The sequence below is a fragment of the Candidatus Poriferisodalis sp. genome, assembly GCF_965208485.1.
Classification (GTDB): Bacteria; Actinomycetota; Acidimicrobiia; order Acidimicrobiales; family Poriferisodalaceae; genus Poriferisodalis.
The window spans coordinates 3786875-3803459 of sequence record NZ_OZ242344.1; the positions used below are offsets into that span (position 1 = coordinate 3786875).

The window sequence follows — 16585 nt, forward strand, 5'->3', positions numbered from 1 at the left end:
GCATCACTGAGTACCGGCACGTGTCGCGCCGGAGGCGGCGAGCTGCCCGCTGGCGTCGTTGTCGGGTGCCTCGAAATGCCGTGGCGATGCAGTTGCAGCTACTACGGTGCGCGCCTCATTGAGTAGTTGTCTGTATTCGCTTTCTCCAGGTGGAGGTCTGTCATGCTCAGAGGTCGGTTTCTGCGAGCCTGCGCGTGCATCGTCGCGTTCGTGGCCTTGCTGCCCGCATCCGCAGCGGCGGTGAATTCGCCTGTCGAGGAACTGTCGAGCTCTGCGCTGACGACCGAGCCAGGTGGCCCCGAGCGCGGGCACCACGCAGGCCACACAGCGACAGCTGGCGATGATCCCGTTCCAGCTCAACAGTCCGAGGCTGCGCTGATTTCCTTGGCTTCGGTAACCGATCTTGAGGGCGAATGGCGGGCACCTGGTGTCGTCTCATTGGACTGGGGTGACGTGCCGGACGCTGACGGCTATGAGGTCATCGCTCTGGTGAACGGTCAGTGGCTGCTGCTCGATGCCAATGGCGATGTCGATGGCGTGGTGGTTGAGCTCGACGGCTCGTCTGCGCTGGTGGCCGGTCTGCCGCCGGACGCCGAGGCGCATTGGTTCGCTGTTCGGGCACGAAACGCCGAGAGCTTGGCACCGTGGTCGCACAGCGTCGAGGTCGAAGTGCCGGAGTCGACCGCGTCGAGCTCAGATGAGCTGGCGAGCTTCGATCCATTCACCACCCCGACGCGTTCAGGGATCGACCTTGAGAGGCTGCGAGAGTCTGCGGCGACGGTCACCCCCGGCGATGCGAACTGTGATTCGGCTCCGGCCCTCGATGTCGCGGGCGTCACCGTCGTGGACCCGCCCGCGAGCCTCGCGGACGCCGATGCTGTGCTCACTGTCGCGGAGGTGGTGCGAATCGCCTGGGGCTGCCTGGTGGTGGAGTACGTCGAGTTGGCAGGCCGCACTGCCGATCAGGTACGCGAGCTATTGGCAGACGAGGACACCGTGTTCGCCGTGGGCGTGCCGCCCAGAGGCGCGCAGGTCGCTCACGATGACGGGGCGCACGCACCCCATACCGATGGCCATCACAACGAGACCGGCCTCCCGCACACGGAGGAGATGCCTACAGTGCAGTGGCATCTCCCACAGCCGACAATGAACCGGCTATGGGCCGACTGGAAGAGCGAGAACCCGGTCACGGTTGCCGTCTTGGACACGGGTGTTGACGAGGGGCATCCTGACCTCGACGACCAGATCGTCACCGGAGGACTTGATTCCTGCCATCGAGTCGGCGCGACACCACATGGCACGCTCATGGCGGGCATCATCGCCGCCGAACACGCGAGAAACTCTGAAGAGAACAGCTATGTCGCGGGTGTCGCGCCGGATGCGAAGCTGCTCCCCATTCAAGTAACAGATCCCAGCGGTCTGGAACTGCCTCTGGGTTGCTCCACAGTCATGCCGCTGACGGCAGCCGTCGCGACAGCGGTGAATCATGGTGCCCGCGTCATCAGCGCTTCGCTCTCGACACCACTCGGGCAGAGCCAGAGTGACGACGAAACCGTCGGCGGGGTCGAGATTAGTTCGGAGGTCACCGATGACACCTTCGAACTCGCGCTACGTGCCGCGGCGATGCTTGGAGTTGTGTCAGTCGCGAGCGCGGGGAACTGCGGTGACGGCCGCGTCGTCGGGCCTGACGACGAAGGTCGGGAACTCTATGCCTATGAAGTTGAAGGATGCAGCAGGCGAGACGAGCTTCGTCGGCCCGGCGCATTCAGCTTGCAGGGCAATGCCATTGCCGTTGGTGCCGTTGACGAGACCGGCGAGCGCAGGGCGTCGAGTTCAGCGAACGAATCGTTAGATGTCGCGGCGCCCGGTGGGCAAGTCTTGTCAACGACGAAATGCACAACAGTCGACGGATGCGGCACCGGACAGGCAGGAGGGACATCGGCAGCGGCGGCGTATGTGTCGGGGGTTGTTGCGCACATGCTGAACCGCCATCCGGGTGCGACGGTGGGGCAGGTCCGTGCTGCCCTGGAGCATTCTGCGATCGAGCCACGTGTTCCCGACCTGAGTCTGCGGCCTGTTCCGTCCCGCACGCCGCGGGGCCGTGAGGGCGACGATCGGATCGTGCCTCGTCCGACTCGGGAGTTTGGGCGAGGGATTGTGGATCCGGCTGATGCAGTTGCCCAGCTTGGGCGTCTGTTGCTGGCGGGTGTGACTCCGAAGGGTCCTCATGGCGGGTTTGTGCAGGTGACGGCGGGCAGCGAGCATGCGTGTGGTCTGCGGGCGAGCGGTCAGGTGCTGTGCTGGGGCGCCAGTGCCGTGGCAAGCGAGACGCCGGTGTTTGCGTTTGCGTCGTTGTCGTCTGCACCGACTGTCGGCTATGTGTGCGGTATCCGCATCGATGGTGCGGTGCAGTGCTGGGGCGATGTCCCCGCGGCGCTGACAACGGCGGTGGCGGGTTCGGGCACGGCCGACGCTCCCGAGGGCAAGTTCGTCGAGATCGCTGTCGGCGACGCTCACGTGTGCGGGCTGCGGCCCGATCGGGGCGTCGTGTGCTGGGGTGACAACACGCAGGGCCAGACCGAAGTGCCGTTCGACCGGTTCGGTTCCGAGCCTGAGGACCGTGCGAAGACGATTGTGGCCGGAGCGGCGCACACGTGTGCTGTCACGAATTCGTCGGACTTGGTGTGCTGGGGCGATGACGGCGATGGCCGGTTGCCGCCCGCCACCCTGCCGTGGGCAGTCCTGGAGGTCGCGGCAGGTGCTGCACACACGTGTGTCGTCAATGTGAGTTCGAACATCTTCTGTTGGGGAGACAGCACGTACGGTCAGCTGAGTGCGCCGGGCGGCGAATTCGCTGGCATCGCCGCGGGCGCGCATCACACCTGCGCCCGCGAGGCCGGCACCGACTCGGTCACCTGTTGGGGGCGCAACTCGCTCGGCCAGAACGATGCGCCGACCGGGCGCTTCGCTCGGGTGTCGGCCGGTGAGGGCCACAGCTGCGCGCTGGGCCGGTTCGCGAGCGTGACCTGCTGGGGAGACGATGCGCTCGGCAAGTCGAATCCGGCAGAGCTGGCGACGTTGACGCTCACTGACACCGACAGCGGGCTCGAGCTTCTGACCGGCGGTTTTGTGTCGGACACGTTCGAGTACACGGTGCAGGCCGTTGCCGACGCCGTGAGGGCGAACTGGACGCTCAGCGACGCAGCGCGTCTTGGTCTGGAGGTCGCGGCGTTCGACGACCTTGGCAACGAGGTGGCTGAGGGCGGTTCGGTGTTTCTCACGCCGGGCGCCGTGCTGACTATCCGGGTGTCGTCGCTGTTCGGCTTCGGACCCGAGCGCGTGTACACGGTGAGAGCAGAGGATCCGCCGAGCCTGTTGTCGCTGTCTGTGCGTGCCGAGACGGGCGAGTCTGACTGTCCGGGTGCGGGGTGTCTGCCCTATGAGCTGATGCCTGGGTTCGATTCGGAGGTCTTGGCCTATCGGGTGGTCGTGCCATCCGAGGTGGGTCTGGTGACGGTCGGACACACGGCGGTGGGCGGCACTGCGGTGGTAGTCCCTGCCGATGCCGACAGCGCTGTGGGGGGCCATCAGGTTGCGTTGACTTCGAGCAGCGGGTTCGGGTCGATGGACGCGGGCAATTCTCATTCGTGCGGGTTGTTGACCGGGGGTTCGGTGCGCTGTTGGGGAGGCAGCTATCCGATGGTGACTGCGGCGCCGTCTGGCGTGTTCTTCCAGGTGTCAGTGGGGTGGGGTCATGCGTGCGCGTTGACATCAAGTGGCAGCGTCGACTGCTGGGGTGACAACTACTTCGGGCAGTCGAGGCCGTCAGCGGGCAGCTTCGCTGCGGTGTCGGCGGGTTGGGGTCATTCGTGCGGGCTGACTACCGGAGGCAGCGCGCGTTGTTGGGGGTACAACTTCAGCGGCCAGTCCCGTCCGCCGAGCGGCACCTATTCGGCGGTCGCGGCAGGGGGCAATCATTCGTGCGGGATCCTCTCCAGTGGTTCGTTGAGCTGCTGGGGGCTGAACAACGACGGTCAGGCGAGGCCGCCGAGCGGCACGTTCACAGCGTTGTCCGCGGGGTGGCGGCACAACTGCGCCGTCAAGGACGACGCCACGGTCGCATGCTGGGGGGAAAATGACGACGGTAAGTCGAGAGCGCCGTCGGGTTCGTTCACCGCAGTGTCGGCAGGCGAAGAGCACTCGTGTGGCCTCAAGACCGACGGCTCCGTGGTGTGCTGGGGCGACAACGGATACGGGCAATCGAGTCCGCCGTCGGGTTCATTCACCTCTGTTTCGGCAGGCGAAGAGCATTCGTGCGCGCTGAACGCCACAGGGACCGTGATCTGCTGGGGTTCCACAAGCGCAGCCCAGCCCGCCCTCAGAGCGGAGTTGACGATCACGGTGTCAAGCAGCGTCGCGTCAACTCGCAGTACCCAATACACAGTGGCGATCGACCGTGGCGACGCCGCGCAGGCATCGGGAGCGACCGGCAAATCCGACCTGGCGCGCTCGGCGCGTAGTGACATTGCCGGGTCAGGGGCACCGACGACCAAGTCCGACGTCTCCGATGACCGCAGTGCACCCGATTGCAGCCCTGCCATGGTCCAGTTCGTCGATCCCGTGCTGCGCGCAGGGGTGGAAGCGGCGCTGGGCAAGTCGGCGGGCGATCCGATCACGGTCGCCGAGATGTCGGCACTGACCGAGTTGCGGTTGCCGCGCCTTGATGGCTCGGGCAGCGACGCCGCCATCACGGACCTGGGCGGGCTGGAAGCGGCTACGGCGCTGAGGGTGTTGGACCTCAGCGGCCACGGCGCCACCGATCTCGCGCCGCTCGCCTGCCTTGCATCGCTCGAGACCCTTGTGCTGTCAGCCAACCCGGTAGAGGACATCTCCGCGCTGGCGGACATGTCGTCGCTTCGGGTGCTGTGGCTGGACCGTACCGGCATCGACGACATCTCCGGCTTGGGCTCGCTGACGGCACTTGAGCGGCTGTATGTGTACGGCAACGAGATTTCCGACATCTCGCCGGTGGGGTCGCTGACCGCGCTGGTGGAGCTGTATGCGGACTTCAACGACATCACCGATGTGTCCTCGCTGTCCTCGCTGTCTGCGTTGACCGGGTTGGAGACGCTGGGCCTGGGCGGCAACGACATCGCCGACATCTCGGCGCTGGGTGGCCTGGTGTCGCTGGAGGACCTGTACCTGTTCGACAACGACATCGCCGCGATCGGCCCGCTCGGGCCGGTGCTCGGCGCCGGCGTGGAGTCGGTGTGGCTGTCGGGCAACCAGATTGTCGAGCTGCCAGCTAAGTGGGTGGCCGGGTCGGCGGGTTATCGCTATCTCGATGTGCGCTTCAACGAGCTGGTCGACGTGGCGGGGCCGTTCGCGGCGCCCGGTGTGGTGCATTCGCTGCCCCAGCGCGACACCCCCGCAGGCGTGGTCGACGGGGTGCTCGCCGCCGCGATACGCGATGAGCTCGGCTTGGCCGCCGGCACACCGCTAGTGGTGGGGCGGGTCGCGATGCTCGAACAGCTCGACTATCGGGGCAGCGACGACGCGGGCCGCATCGTCAGCCTGGCGGGCCTCGAGCACGCGGTGGTCTTGGGTGTGCTGGACATCGCGGACAACCGCGTCACCGACATCTCACCGGTCAGCGGTCTGGCTGTGCTGGCTGAGCTGGATCTGTACCGCAACGGCTTCACCGACCTCGCGCAGCTCGCCGGCATGGACGCTCTGCGGGAGTTGCGTCTGTTGGACAACGGCATCACCAGCCTCGCGGCAATGCCGGCACTGGAGGACCTGGAGTACCTGTCGTTGAGCTTCAACGACATCGGCGACCTCAGCCCGCTCGCCGCGCTCACCGGTCTGGAGCGGCTGGCCGTGGTCGCCGTGGGCGCCGCGGACATCACGCCGCTCGCCGGTCTCACATCATTGAGGAGCCTGCAGATCGGCGGCAACCCCCTCCACAGCATCGACACGCTGGCTGCGCTGACGAGCCTGGAGCATCTGCGGATGTCGGGGGTCGGCCACAGCGACCTCACACCTGTCGCGGGGCTCGCCAATCTCGCCACCCTGGTCACCGTCGACAACGACCACACCAGCATCGAGCCGCTGCGCAACCTCACCGGGCTGCGGAACCTGCTGATCTCCCGCAACAGCATCACCAGCCTCGAACCCCTGCGCGGCCTCACCCGGCTGCGGCACTTGGAGGCCGCCGACAACCAGATCGGCGACATCAGCGCGCTCTCCGCCAGCACCGCCATGTGGCATCTGAACATCGCCGACAACCAGATCGCCGACATCAGCGTGCTCGAGGACTTCACAGCACTGCTCACCCTCGACCTCGCCGGCAACCACATCACCGACTTCACACCCATCGACAACCACACCGGGCTCACCGTCACCGGACGCAACAACCAGACCGCCCCATAGGCGCAGCACGCCAAACGAACCAGACGGAGGTCGCAGCGGACCGCACCAACCGCTGCGACCGGCCACGCCGATGCGCCTGCCGGCCTGCTGACCCGATGGCAGGGCTGACGGCGGTGATCGAGGTGCCGTTCGGCGAGGCGCGCTTCGCGTGGCCCCACATCATGCAACCGCCGATCCGCGGCCGCTGATCGACAGGCCGGCTCTGCGCAATTGGTCGAGGTTCGCGCGAGCATCGCAACTACCTTGGCGCTGCGGTTGCGGATCGGCCTGACTGCCCGCGGATGCGAGGAATCGACATGACCCGTCGAAGGCACCAGCACGACTCGGCGAGACGAGCAGAGCCGGTGGTCCTGCCGGCTGGTTTTGCCTGTCATACAGGCAACATCGGCATCAAGGACGGCTCCGACGACGTGATGATTGTGGCCGCCTATCCCCACAGCACGCTCTCGGCTGCGGGCAGGTTCACCAAGAGTCTGTTCGCCGGCGCGAGCGTGGAGCTCAGCCGGACCAACGCGAAACACCGCCGGGCCGAGGCGGTCGTGGTGGTGTCCAAGAACGCCAACGTGGCCACCGGCGAGCAGGGCAACTGCGACGCCCAGAACCTCGCGCAGCGGGTCGCCGAGGCAGTGGGCTGCGAACCCGATCACGTGCTGGTGGGTTCCACTGGCGTGATCGGCGTGCCGTACCCGCCAGGCAAGGTCGACGAGTACTTCGACCGGTGGATGCAAGAGCAGCGCAGCGCTGAGCGGTTGGCACTGTGGAACGCGCGCATGATCCCGCCGCCCGAGACCGGCGGTCGCTGGTGGTCACGAGACGCTGTGCATGCCGCCAAGGCGATCATGACCACCGACACGCATCCCAAGGTCGCCCGTGCGACGGTCCCCGCGGGCAACGGCACAGCGACCGTCGTCGGCATCGCCAAGGGCTCGGGGATGATCGAGCCCGACATGGCCACGATGATCGCGGTGATCACCACCGATGCCGAGATCGAGGCCGGACCGCTTGACGCGATGCTGGGCCGGGTGTGCGACGTCACGTTCAACGCGCTGAGCGTCGACACCGACACCTCCACCAGCGACATGGTGGTGATGCTGGCCGGCGGGGACGCCGGTCCTGTCGACGACGAGGCCCAGTTCGAGGCGGCGCTCGGCGAGGTGTGCCTGGACCTGACGCGCCAGCTGGCCTTCGACGGCGAGGGCGCCGAAACGCTCATCGTGGTGACCGCGAACGAGGCCCGCGACGATGCGCAGGCCAAGCGTGTCGCCAAGGCAATCGTGAACTCCCCGCTCGTCAAGACCGCCGTGCACGGCCGTGACCCCAACTGGGGCCGGGTTGCCATGGCGATCGGCAAGTGCAGCGACGAGACCGATATCGACCCCGATCACGTCAGGATCCGCTTCGGCGACCAAGAGGTGTATCCCACGCCTGCCACCCCCGAGGCCCTTGCCGAGCTCGAGGCCTACTTGGCCCGCGACGAGGTGCTGATCTCGGCGGATCTGGGCGTCCGCCCCGACGGCGCCGGCGGCTCGTTCACCGTGTACGGCTGCGATCTCACCGACCAGTACGTCCGCATCAACGCCGACTACACGACATGAGCCGATCCGCATGAGCCAATCCGTGCCCGTGCATCGCCTTGGGTGCAGCCGGCGCCAGCGAGTCCGCAACCCGTCAGTCCGCAGCCAGCGAGCGCCGATCCGGTGACCTCGGCCGATGACCCGATCCTCGCGCCGCTGAACGGCGGCCAACGCGCGGCGGTCACGCACGGCGACGGCCCCGCGCTGGTGGTCGCCGGAGCCGGCTCGGGCAAGACCCGGGTGCTCAGCCACCGCATCGCCTATTTGCTGGCTCACCGGCAGGTCAGCCCGTTCGGCCTGCTGGCCATCACCTTCACCAACAAGGCGGCGGGGGAGATGCGCGAGCGCATCGGCAGCCTCGTCGGCTCGGTGGCGCAGCGGATGTGGATCTCCACCTTCCACAGCGCGTGCGCCCGCATCCTGCGCAGCCACGCCGACGTGCTCGGCTACCCCTCCGCGTTCAGCATCTACGACCAAGCGGACTCTCGCCGGCTCACCCGCTATGTGGTGCGCGACCTCGATCTCGACCCCAAGAAGTTCCCGGACCGCACGGTGCACGCAGCCATCTCGACGCTGAAGAACCGCTTGATCACGCCGACTCAGGCGGTCGATCTCGCCCTCACGCCCGACGAGGGCGGCCCGTTCGCGCGCGAGGTGGCTCGCATCTACTCCGAGTACCAGAAGCGGCTGCGGCGCGCCGGCGCCATGGACTTCGACGATCTGCTGATGCTGGGCGCGGAGCTGCTCGAACGTCACGACGACGTGGCCGAGCACTACCGGCAGCGCTTCGCGCACATCCTGGTGGACGAGTACCAAGACACGAACCTGGCGCAGGTGCGCCTGATCGGCCTGCTCGCCGGCCGGTCGCAGAACGTGTTCGTGGTCGGCGACTCCGACCAGTCGATCTATGCCTTCCGCGGTGCCGACATCACCAACATCCTGGAGTTCGGGGCCACCTTCGACGATGCCGCGACCTACGTGCTGGACCAGAACTATCGCTCCAGCCAGGCCATCCTCGACGCCGCCAACTCCGTCATCCGCAACAACCTCGGCCGCCCGCTCAAGAACCTGTGGACCGATCGCTCCGGCGGTGCCCAACCGATCAGCTACCGGGGCGCCGACGCCGACGACGAGGCCAGCTACGTCTGCTCGGAGCTTCGGCGCCTGCACGGCGAGGGCCGGATCGACTGGCGCGACGCAGCGGTCTTCTACCGGTCCAACGCCCAGTCGCGGGTAATCGAGGAGGAGCTGGTCGCGAGCGACGTGCCGTACCAGGTCATCGGCGGCACTCGCTTCTATGACCGCAGGGAGATCAAGGACGCACTGGCGTTCCTGCGGGCGGCGGTGAACCCTTCAGATGAGGTGTCGCTCAAACGCATCGTGAACGAGCCCGCCCGCGGCATCGGCGACCGTTCCATCGCCAAGCTCGACGAGGCGGCAGCCCGTGATGGCGTGTCGCTCAGCGATGTCATCGGGCGGCTCGAGACGACCGACATACGGGGCAAGGCTCGCACCGGCCTCATGCAGTTCCGCGACCTGCTTGCGGGCTGTGCGGCACGGATTGCCGAAGGACCGGCCGCCGTGCTCGAGAACGCGCTGGAGGAATCCGGCTACATGGGTGACTTGCGTGAGCGGAACAGCATCGAAGACGAAGGACGGCTGGAGAATCTGAAGGATCTGATCGGCCGCGCGGAGCAGTTCGAGTCGTGCGACGAGTTCCTCGAGCAGGTGTCGCTCGTCAGCGATGTCGACGAGATGGGCGACAGCTCCCAGGTGTCGCTCATGACGCTGCATGCCGCCAAGGGACTCGAGTTCGATGTGGTGTTCGTGACCGGTCTCGAAGAGGGCGTGTTCCCGCACTACCGCACCCTCACCGACCCGCTGGAGCTGGAGGAGGAACGCCGGCTCGCCTACGTCGGCATCACCCGTGCGCGTCAGCGGCTGTACCTCACCCACGCGTGGAGCCGGATGCTGCACGGCCAGACCGGCTACAACCCGCCCAGCCGCTTCATCGAGGAGATCCCCGCCGACATGATCGACGACCGGTCGCCCGACACCGGCCGCTACGGCTCGTCGCGGCGACCGGTCACGAGCGACTGGGGCGCCAACCGCGGGACCGTCGGGCGCAGCGGTGCGATCTCGGCCGACACGAGCGATTACAGCCGGCTCGACGAGTCGGAGGTGGCCGCTCGGCGCCGGCCGCGCAGCGATCCTGCCCGCCACGACGACAGCGCGGCGAAGGGCCGGGAGGCTCGCCGGGAGAAGGCCCGCCGCCGGGTTGCCGCCAGCAGGGGCGAGCTCGCGCCGACGCCGTCAACCGACCTCGGCTACGGCGTGGGCGATGATGTGCTGCACGCCCGTTTCGGCGCCGGCGTCGTCCAGGAGGTGCGGCCGGACGGCGACGACTGGGAGGTCACCGTCCACTTCGCTGACGTCGGCACCAAGACCCTCGTCGCCAGCTTCGCCAACCTCCGCCGCATCCGCTCCTAGAGCCTCGCAGCCCCGACAACCTCCGCAGCGGGCGGCTGCGCTCCGCTCCTATGCTCCCCGCCGTGGATCTCTTCGAGTATCAGGGCAAGCAGTTCTTCCGCAGCTACGGCATGCCGTTATCCGACGGCGAAGTCGCCTTCAGCGTCGACGGGGCCGTGGCCGCCGCGCAGCGCTTGGGCACACCGGTGATGGTGAAGGCGCAGGTGCACACCGGCGGGCGCGGCAAGGCGGGGGGCGTCAAGTTCGCCGCCACGGTGGACGATGCCCGCACGCACGCCGGCAACATCCTGGGGCTCGACATCAACGGCCACATCGTGCGGAGGCTGTGGATCGAGAAGGCCTCCGACATCGCCGAGGAGTACTACGCCAGCTTCACGCTGGACCGCTCAGCCAAGAAGCATCTCGGGATGCTGTCCGCCGAGGGCGGCGTCGAGATCGAGACCGTCGCGGCTGAGAACCCCGACGCCATCAGCAGGGTGCTGGTAGACCCCGCCGAGGGGCTGACCGAAGAGGCCGCCCGTGCTTGGGTGGAGGGGGCGAACCTCAACCCCGTCGCCACCGACCAGGCCGTCGAGATCCTGCGCAAGCTGTACACCGCCTACACCGAGGGCGACGCCGATCTCGTCGAGATCAACCCGCTGATCCTCACGCCCGACAATCGGGTGCATGTCCTCGACGCCAAGGTCACCCTCGACGCCAACGCCGTCTTCCGCCATGAGGACTACGCGCAGTACGACGAAACCCAGCCCCGTGACGAGCGTGAGGAAGCCGCCCACGCCAAGGGCCTGCAGTACGTGGGCCTCGCCGGCAGCGTCGGCGTCATCGCCAACGGCGCCGGGCTGGCGATGAGCACCGTCGACGTCGTGAATCAGGTGGGCGGCAAGCCGGCCAACTTCCTGGACATCGGCGGCGGCGCCAACGCCCAGGTGATGGCGAATGCGCTGGAGGTCATCAACAACGACCCCGATGTGCGGGCCATCTTCATCAACATCTTCGGCGGCATCACCCGCGGCGAGGAAGTGGCCAACGGCATCATCGGGGCGCTCGACGCGGTCGACATCGAAGCGCCGATCGTGCTGCGCCTCGACGGCACCAACGCCGCGGAGGGCCGCGAGATCCTCGCCCCTCACCTCAACGACAAGCTGGTGATGGAACCGACCATGCTCGACGCCGCCCGTCGAGCCGTCGCGATGGCCGCGGCTTGATCACGGGAGCGTGACGTGAGCATCCCCCGAAGGGCAATTCGTTCAGATCAACGTGATGCGGTCACGGCGGCCGCGCCAGGAGCGTGACGTGAGCATCCCCCGAAGGGCAATTCGTTCAGATCAACGTGATGCGGTCACGGCGGCCGCGCCAGGAGCGTGACGTGAGCATCTTCGTCAACAAGGACACCAAGGTCGTCTACCAGGGCCTCACCGGCTCGCAAGGGCGCTACTACGGCATGCTGAACCGCGACTACGGCACCAACGTGGTCGCGGGCACCAATCCCCGCAAGGCCGGCACCGACGTCGAGGGCGTGCCCGTGTTCGCCGACTGCACCGAGGCGGTCGCAGCGACCGGTGCCAATGCCTCGTGCATCTTCATCCCCGCACCAGGTGTATTCGCGGCCGTGATGGACGCCGCCGAGGCGGGCATTGAATTCGTGGCCTGCATCACCGAGGGTGTGCCGGCGCATGACGAGGCCCGCTTCTTCAACATGCTCAAGCGCGACTATCCCCACGTCCGGCTGCTGGGCCCGAACTGCCCGGGCATCATCACGCCGGGGGAGTGCAACATCGGCATCACCGCGGGTCACATAGCGAAGCCGGGCGGCCCCGTCGGCATCGTCAGCCGGTCGGGCACGCTGACCTACCAAGCGCTGTACGAGCTGCAGCAGAAGGACATCGGGGTGACGACCTGCGTGGGCATCGGCGGCGACCCCGTGCCGGGCACCTCCTTCATCGACTGCCTCGAGGCGTTCGAAGCCGATCCCGACACGAAGGCCGTGATGATGATCGGCGAGATCGGCGGCTCGGCCGAAGAAGAGGCGGCCGAGTTCATCAAGCACCACATGTCCAAGCCGGTGTCGAGCTACATCGCCGGTGTGACGGCGCCCCCGGGCAAGAAGATGGGCCACGCCGGTGCCATCGTCTCGGGCGGCAAAGGCACAGCCGAGGCCAAGATGGAAGCGCTGCGCGACGCCGGGGTGCGGGTTGGCCTGAATCCCACTGAGGCCGGCGAGCTGATGGCGGAGATCGTCGCCGCGCTGTAGCTACGCGAAGAGGTGCGCCTCCGCAGCTATGGCTTCTGCTCGTGCCCGGCTGAGTCGCTGCTGACCGGCGCAGTCAGGCTGGCGTAGATCTCAAGCAGGGCCGTGGCGTGGGCTTGTGGGCTGAATGCCGCCAGCGGGTCCGCGTGCTGGTCCGGTATGTCTGGGTCTGATTGCAGGGCGGCGGTGAGTGCTGTCGACAACGCTTCGATGTCGTCGGGCGGGACGAGGCGTCCGTTGGTGCCGTCGGTGATGAACTGGGGTGCGGCGCCGACTGCGGTCGCGACGACGGGGCGACCCACGGCGAGGGCCTCGGCCACGACCATGCCGAACCCTTCGCGGCGGCTGGGCACGCACACGAGACGCGCGCGGCGGTACCAGTCGCCAATCTCCGACGGCGCCACGGCCCCGGTGAACCTTGCGCTCACACCTCGCCGCAGTGCCAGTGCTTCGAGCAGGGCACGATCGGGTCCGTCGCCGAGGATGACCAGTTCAGGTCGCTCATCGGTGGGCATGAGCGCCACCGCCTCGATCAGCACATCGAAGCCCTTTTCGGCCATGAGTCGGCCGACGCCAACCACGGGGCCGTCCTCGCGCACCGGTGTGGGCGCTCCTAGCCGGTCGCTGCCCACCGGCATCGACACGACCTGCAGCCAGGGCCCGCTTCTGCGTCCAGCCGGTTCGGCAGTCTGCGAGGGGCGCCGGCCGCGAGGTCGTCGCATCAGCGAGGTAGCCCAATCCCGCAGACCCTCGGACACCGTCACAACAGCGCTCGCGCGGCGCAGCACCCGGCGTGCCAGCCAGCGGTGCACGGCGTTGGTGGTGACTGCGGCATCCGAGCCGTGCACCTGCACGACACTCCCGATCCGGCGTCCAGCCATACCGGCAGCAGCGGCGGCCACCAGCCCGCAGGGGAACCACCAGTGGCCGTGTATGACTGCGGCGTCACCGTTCGTGTGCCGGCGTGCCTGGCGTGCGGCGGCGAGGACGAGCCGGGCAATCATCGGGATCACCCACAGTGCCGACAGCCCGGAGAACACTCGGTAGCTCTCGCCTAGTGCCACCCGGGCCTCGACCCTCGCCGGGGCGAAACGCACCCTGCGCACCTCGATGCCGCCCACCTCCCCGTGGCGCGGCGCGTCCGGATGCGCGGGGCACACCACCGTCACCTCGGCGCCTGCGGCGGCCAGTGCTCGTGCGTGATCGGCCAGGAACGGTTTGTGGTGATCGTCGAGCGACGTCGGAAATCCTGGGGTCACCAACACCACTCGCACACCGTCAGTCTCGCAGCGGGCCTTGCCCGCAGCCGTCCCCGAGAGCGCAAGTACGCTCGGCGCGATGCTGGCTCGGTGGCAGATGCGCCAAGCGTGCCGGACATGGTGGACGCTCGGCATCACGGGCGTGCAGACGTGACGGGACGCGACGGCAGCACCGGCGAACGGCAGCGATCCGGCGCTGGGGTGCGGTGGGTGCTCGGGCTGGCGACTGCGGCGGTGATCGTCTGGCTGGCGGTGCGCTACTGGGACGACCTGCGCCGGATCGACCTGCAGGTCGACGCCGTGGGGCTGCTGGGCGCTGTCATGGTGTCGATGACCGCCACCTGGTGCCTGGCGCTCGGTTGGCGCGAGCTGATCGGCGGCTACGGCACGCCGCTGCCGCCGCGCCCGGCACTGCGCATCTGGATGCTGTCCCAGGCCACGCGCTACCTGCCGACCGGGCTGGTGCCCATCGCTGCCCGGGCCGGCCTGGCTGCGCCGCTGGGTGTGAACCGGGCGGCCGCCGGGGCCTCGGTGATCGTCGAGACCGCCACGCTGGTGGGGTGGTCGGCAGTGTTCGCTGCGCTGTGGGCACCGGCCGACTGGCTGGGCACCGCGGGAGGCTGGCTCGCCCGCATCGTGATCGGCGTCGGTGCTGCGATCGGCCTGGCAACGCTGCCGTGGACCTTGGCGGGTGCCGGGGCCTGGTGGCGTCGCATCGACGGGCTGATGCGCCGAGCAGCTGCCCTGCAACGGCTCTCGGGGCGGATGTATCCCGATTCGCTCAGCGCCGAGCGCGTCACCGTGTGGCGAGCGACGTTCGTCTACGGGCTGGCCGTGGCGCAGCGTCTCATGGCGGCAGTACTGCTGGCCGGCGCGCTGCTCGCCGCCGGCGCCGGTGACATCTGGCTGATAGCCGGCGCCACCGCCGCCGGCATCGTCGTCGGCATGGTCGGGATCACGCCCGCAGGGCTCGGCGTGCGCGAGGTCGTGGTAGCAGCCCTGCTGGCAGACCGCTTCGGCGTGGGCGACGCAGCCGCGTTCGCCGTCGCCGTGCGAGTGCTGGAGTTCGCCCACGAACTGGTGCTGCTGCCGCTCGCAGCGGCGGCCGGCCGCGCCGGAAGGCGCAGCCGTGGCCCGAGCGGCCCGTGAGCCCACATTGCATCGAGACTGCGAACGAGGGCGGAAGACAGCAGGCAGCTCGGCGACGAGGCTCACCTCGCCGCGTCTTGGCGAGCTGGCTGGCTTCAGCGGCGTGCCGCAGCGAACCGGATCGGCAGCTCCCGCAGCGGGCGGAGCATGAAGCTGAACTCGTGCGGCAGCTCGTCGAGCGGTCGGGAGAGCTCGATGTCGTCCAAGCGGTCCAGCAGTGCGGTGAACGCGCAGCGAAGCTCGGCCCGCGCCAGCCACGCGCCGACGCAGAAGTGGTTGCCCCAGCCGAACGCAAGGTGGTCCTTGGCATCCGGTCGCTCGATGTCGAAGGTGTCGGGGTTGTCGAACTTGGCAGGGTCGCGGTTGGCTGCGGCGTACCGCACCATCACGCTGGCGCCCTGCGGGATCTCGGCGCCGGCCACCGTGGCAGGACAGGTGGCGGTGCGCCACAGTCCGGCGACCGGGCTGTCGAAACGCAGGCTCTCGTCGATGAAGTTGTTCAGCAGCGACCGGTCGGCGCGCAGCTTGACCATCTGGTCGGGGTAGCGGAGCAGCAGCCACAGCCCAGTGCCGAGCGCAGCCGTGGTGGTCTCGAAGCCGCCGGTGACGAGCTGGTGCAACAGATCCTGCAGTTCTTCGTCGGTGAGCGGCTCGTCGATCGCGGTCGAGTTGATGGAGGACGCATCGTCGTCGAGATGCGCATGGACGAGCCACGAGATGATGTCGTCGGCCGGCTCAGCGCGCCTCGTCGCGAACTCCCGGGCCAGGTGATGCTGCGCTTCGAGCTCGACCTCGGCGTACGCGACGGCCTCGTGCGGGGTGAGCACCTTCTGCGCGGTTGCCAGCATGGCATCGGCCCAGCTCTTGAACGTCGGGTACTCCGACGCATCCAGCCCGAGCTGCTCGCAGATGATGATTCCCGGCAGCGGCAGAGCGAAATCGGCCACGAACTCGCACTCGCCGGAGTCGATGAAGCCGTCGATCAGCTCGTGGCACAGCTCGTCGATGCGCGGCACCAGCGACTCCATCCGCTTCGCGGTGAAGGCACGGCTCACCAAGCGGCGGTAGTGCGTGTGCACCGGGGGATCGGTTCGCTGCAGCGTCTGGGCCCGCACCCAGCCGCGCTCGGCGAACACCGCAGCCGACGCCCGGCTGGCCTCGCTGGCGCGGCGCGCCGTCCCACGCGGATCATTGGAGAAGGTGCCCGGGTCGGTCAGCACCGACTTGGCGTCGTCGAAGCGGGTGACCATGTACAGGTCGTTCTCGGGCAGGCGGTGAACGGGGCACTGCTCCCGCATGGCGGCGTAGGTGTCGAAGGGGTCGTCCTGGATCGCCGGGTCCAAGAAGCTGCCGATCGGTTCTGCTGTGCCGCTCGCGGCCCCTTCTCCAGGGGTCTCGCGGCGCTGTTCGTCAGCCGCTGTGTCGCTCATTGT

The 16585-nt window shown here is 68.1% G+C and carries 8 protein-coding genes; 6 read left to right on the forward strand and 2 right to left on the reverse strand.

Features of this window, described 5'->3' with window-relative positions; genetic code table 11:
* The first annotated feature begins 162 nt into the window (after positions 1 to 162).
* The 5 genes from ACOGXQ_RS17470 (at position 163) to sucD (ending at position 12747) form a co-directional block, all read left to right on the forward strand.
* Positions 163 to 6432 (forward strand): leucine-rich repeat domain-containing protein, encoded by a 6270-nt coding sequence (locus ACOGXQ_RS17470; protein ID WP_419944879.1) that lies wholly within the window; start codon positions 163 to 165, stop codon positions 6430 to 6432.
* Positions 6433 to 6728: 296 nt separating this feature from the next.
* Complete coding sequence (gene argJ / locus ACOGXQ_RS17475) at positions 6729 to 8027, forward strand: bifunctional glutamate N-acetyltransferase/amino-acid acetyltransferase ArgJ (RefSeq protein WP_419944880.1); 1299 nt, start codon at positions 6729 to 6731, stop codon at positions 8025 to 8027.
* 102 nt (positions 8028 to 8129) lie between these two features.
* Positions 8130 to 10496, forward strand: coding sequence for an ATP-dependent helicase (locus ACOGXQ_RS17480; protein ID WP_419944881.1), 2367 nt, complete (start codon positions 8130 to 8132; stop codon positions 10494 to 10496).
* Positions 10497 to 10558: 62 nt separating this feature from the next.
* Positions 10559 to 11701: an ADP-forming succinate--CoA ligase subunit beta gene (gene sucC, locus ACOGXQ_RS17485; RefSeq protein ID WP_419944882.1), complete on the forward strand. Its 1143-nt coding sequence runs from the start codon at positions 10559 to 10561 to the stop codon at positions 11699 to 11701.
* A 161-nt stretch (positions 11702 to 11862) separates the two neighbouring features.
* Positions 11863 to 12747, forward strand: a complete 885-nt coding sequence (gene sucD, locus ACOGXQ_RS17490) for a succinate--CoA ligase subunit alpha (RefSeq protein ID WP_419944883.1) — start codon at positions 11863 to 11865, stop codon at positions 12745 to 12747.
* A gap of 26 nt (positions 12748 to 12773) precedes the next feature.
* Here sucD and ACOGXQ_RS17495 read toward each other — a convergent pair whose 3' ends face one another.
* On the reverse strand, positions 12774 to 14018 hold the full coding sequence (locus ACOGXQ_RS17495; RefSeq protein ID WP_419944884.1) for a glycosyltransferase: 1245 nt from the start codon (positions 14016 to 14018) through the stop codon (positions 12774 to 12776).
* Between the two features lie 75 nt (positions 14019 to 14093).
* Between ACOGXQ_RS17495 and ACOGXQ_RS17500 the strand changes: the two genes are divergently transcribed.
* The gene (locus ACOGXQ_RS17500) at positions 14094 to 15152 is read left to right on the forward strand and encodes a lysylphosphatidylglycerol synthase transmembrane domain-containing protein (RefSeq protein WP_419944885.1); all 1059 of its coding nucleotides are present in this window, start codon (positions 14094 to 14096) and stop codon (positions 15150 to 15152) included.
* A 95-nt stretch (positions 15153 to 15247) separates the two neighbouring features.
* Here ACOGXQ_RS17500 and ACOGXQ_RS17505 read toward each other — a convergent pair whose 3' ends face one another.
* Positions 15248 to 16582, reverse strand: a complete 1335-nt coding sequence (locus ACOGXQ_RS17505; protein ID WP_419944886.1) for a cytochrome P450 — start codon at positions 16580 to 16582, stop codon at positions 15248 to 15250.
* Positions 16583 to 16585: the final 3 nt, after the last annotated feature.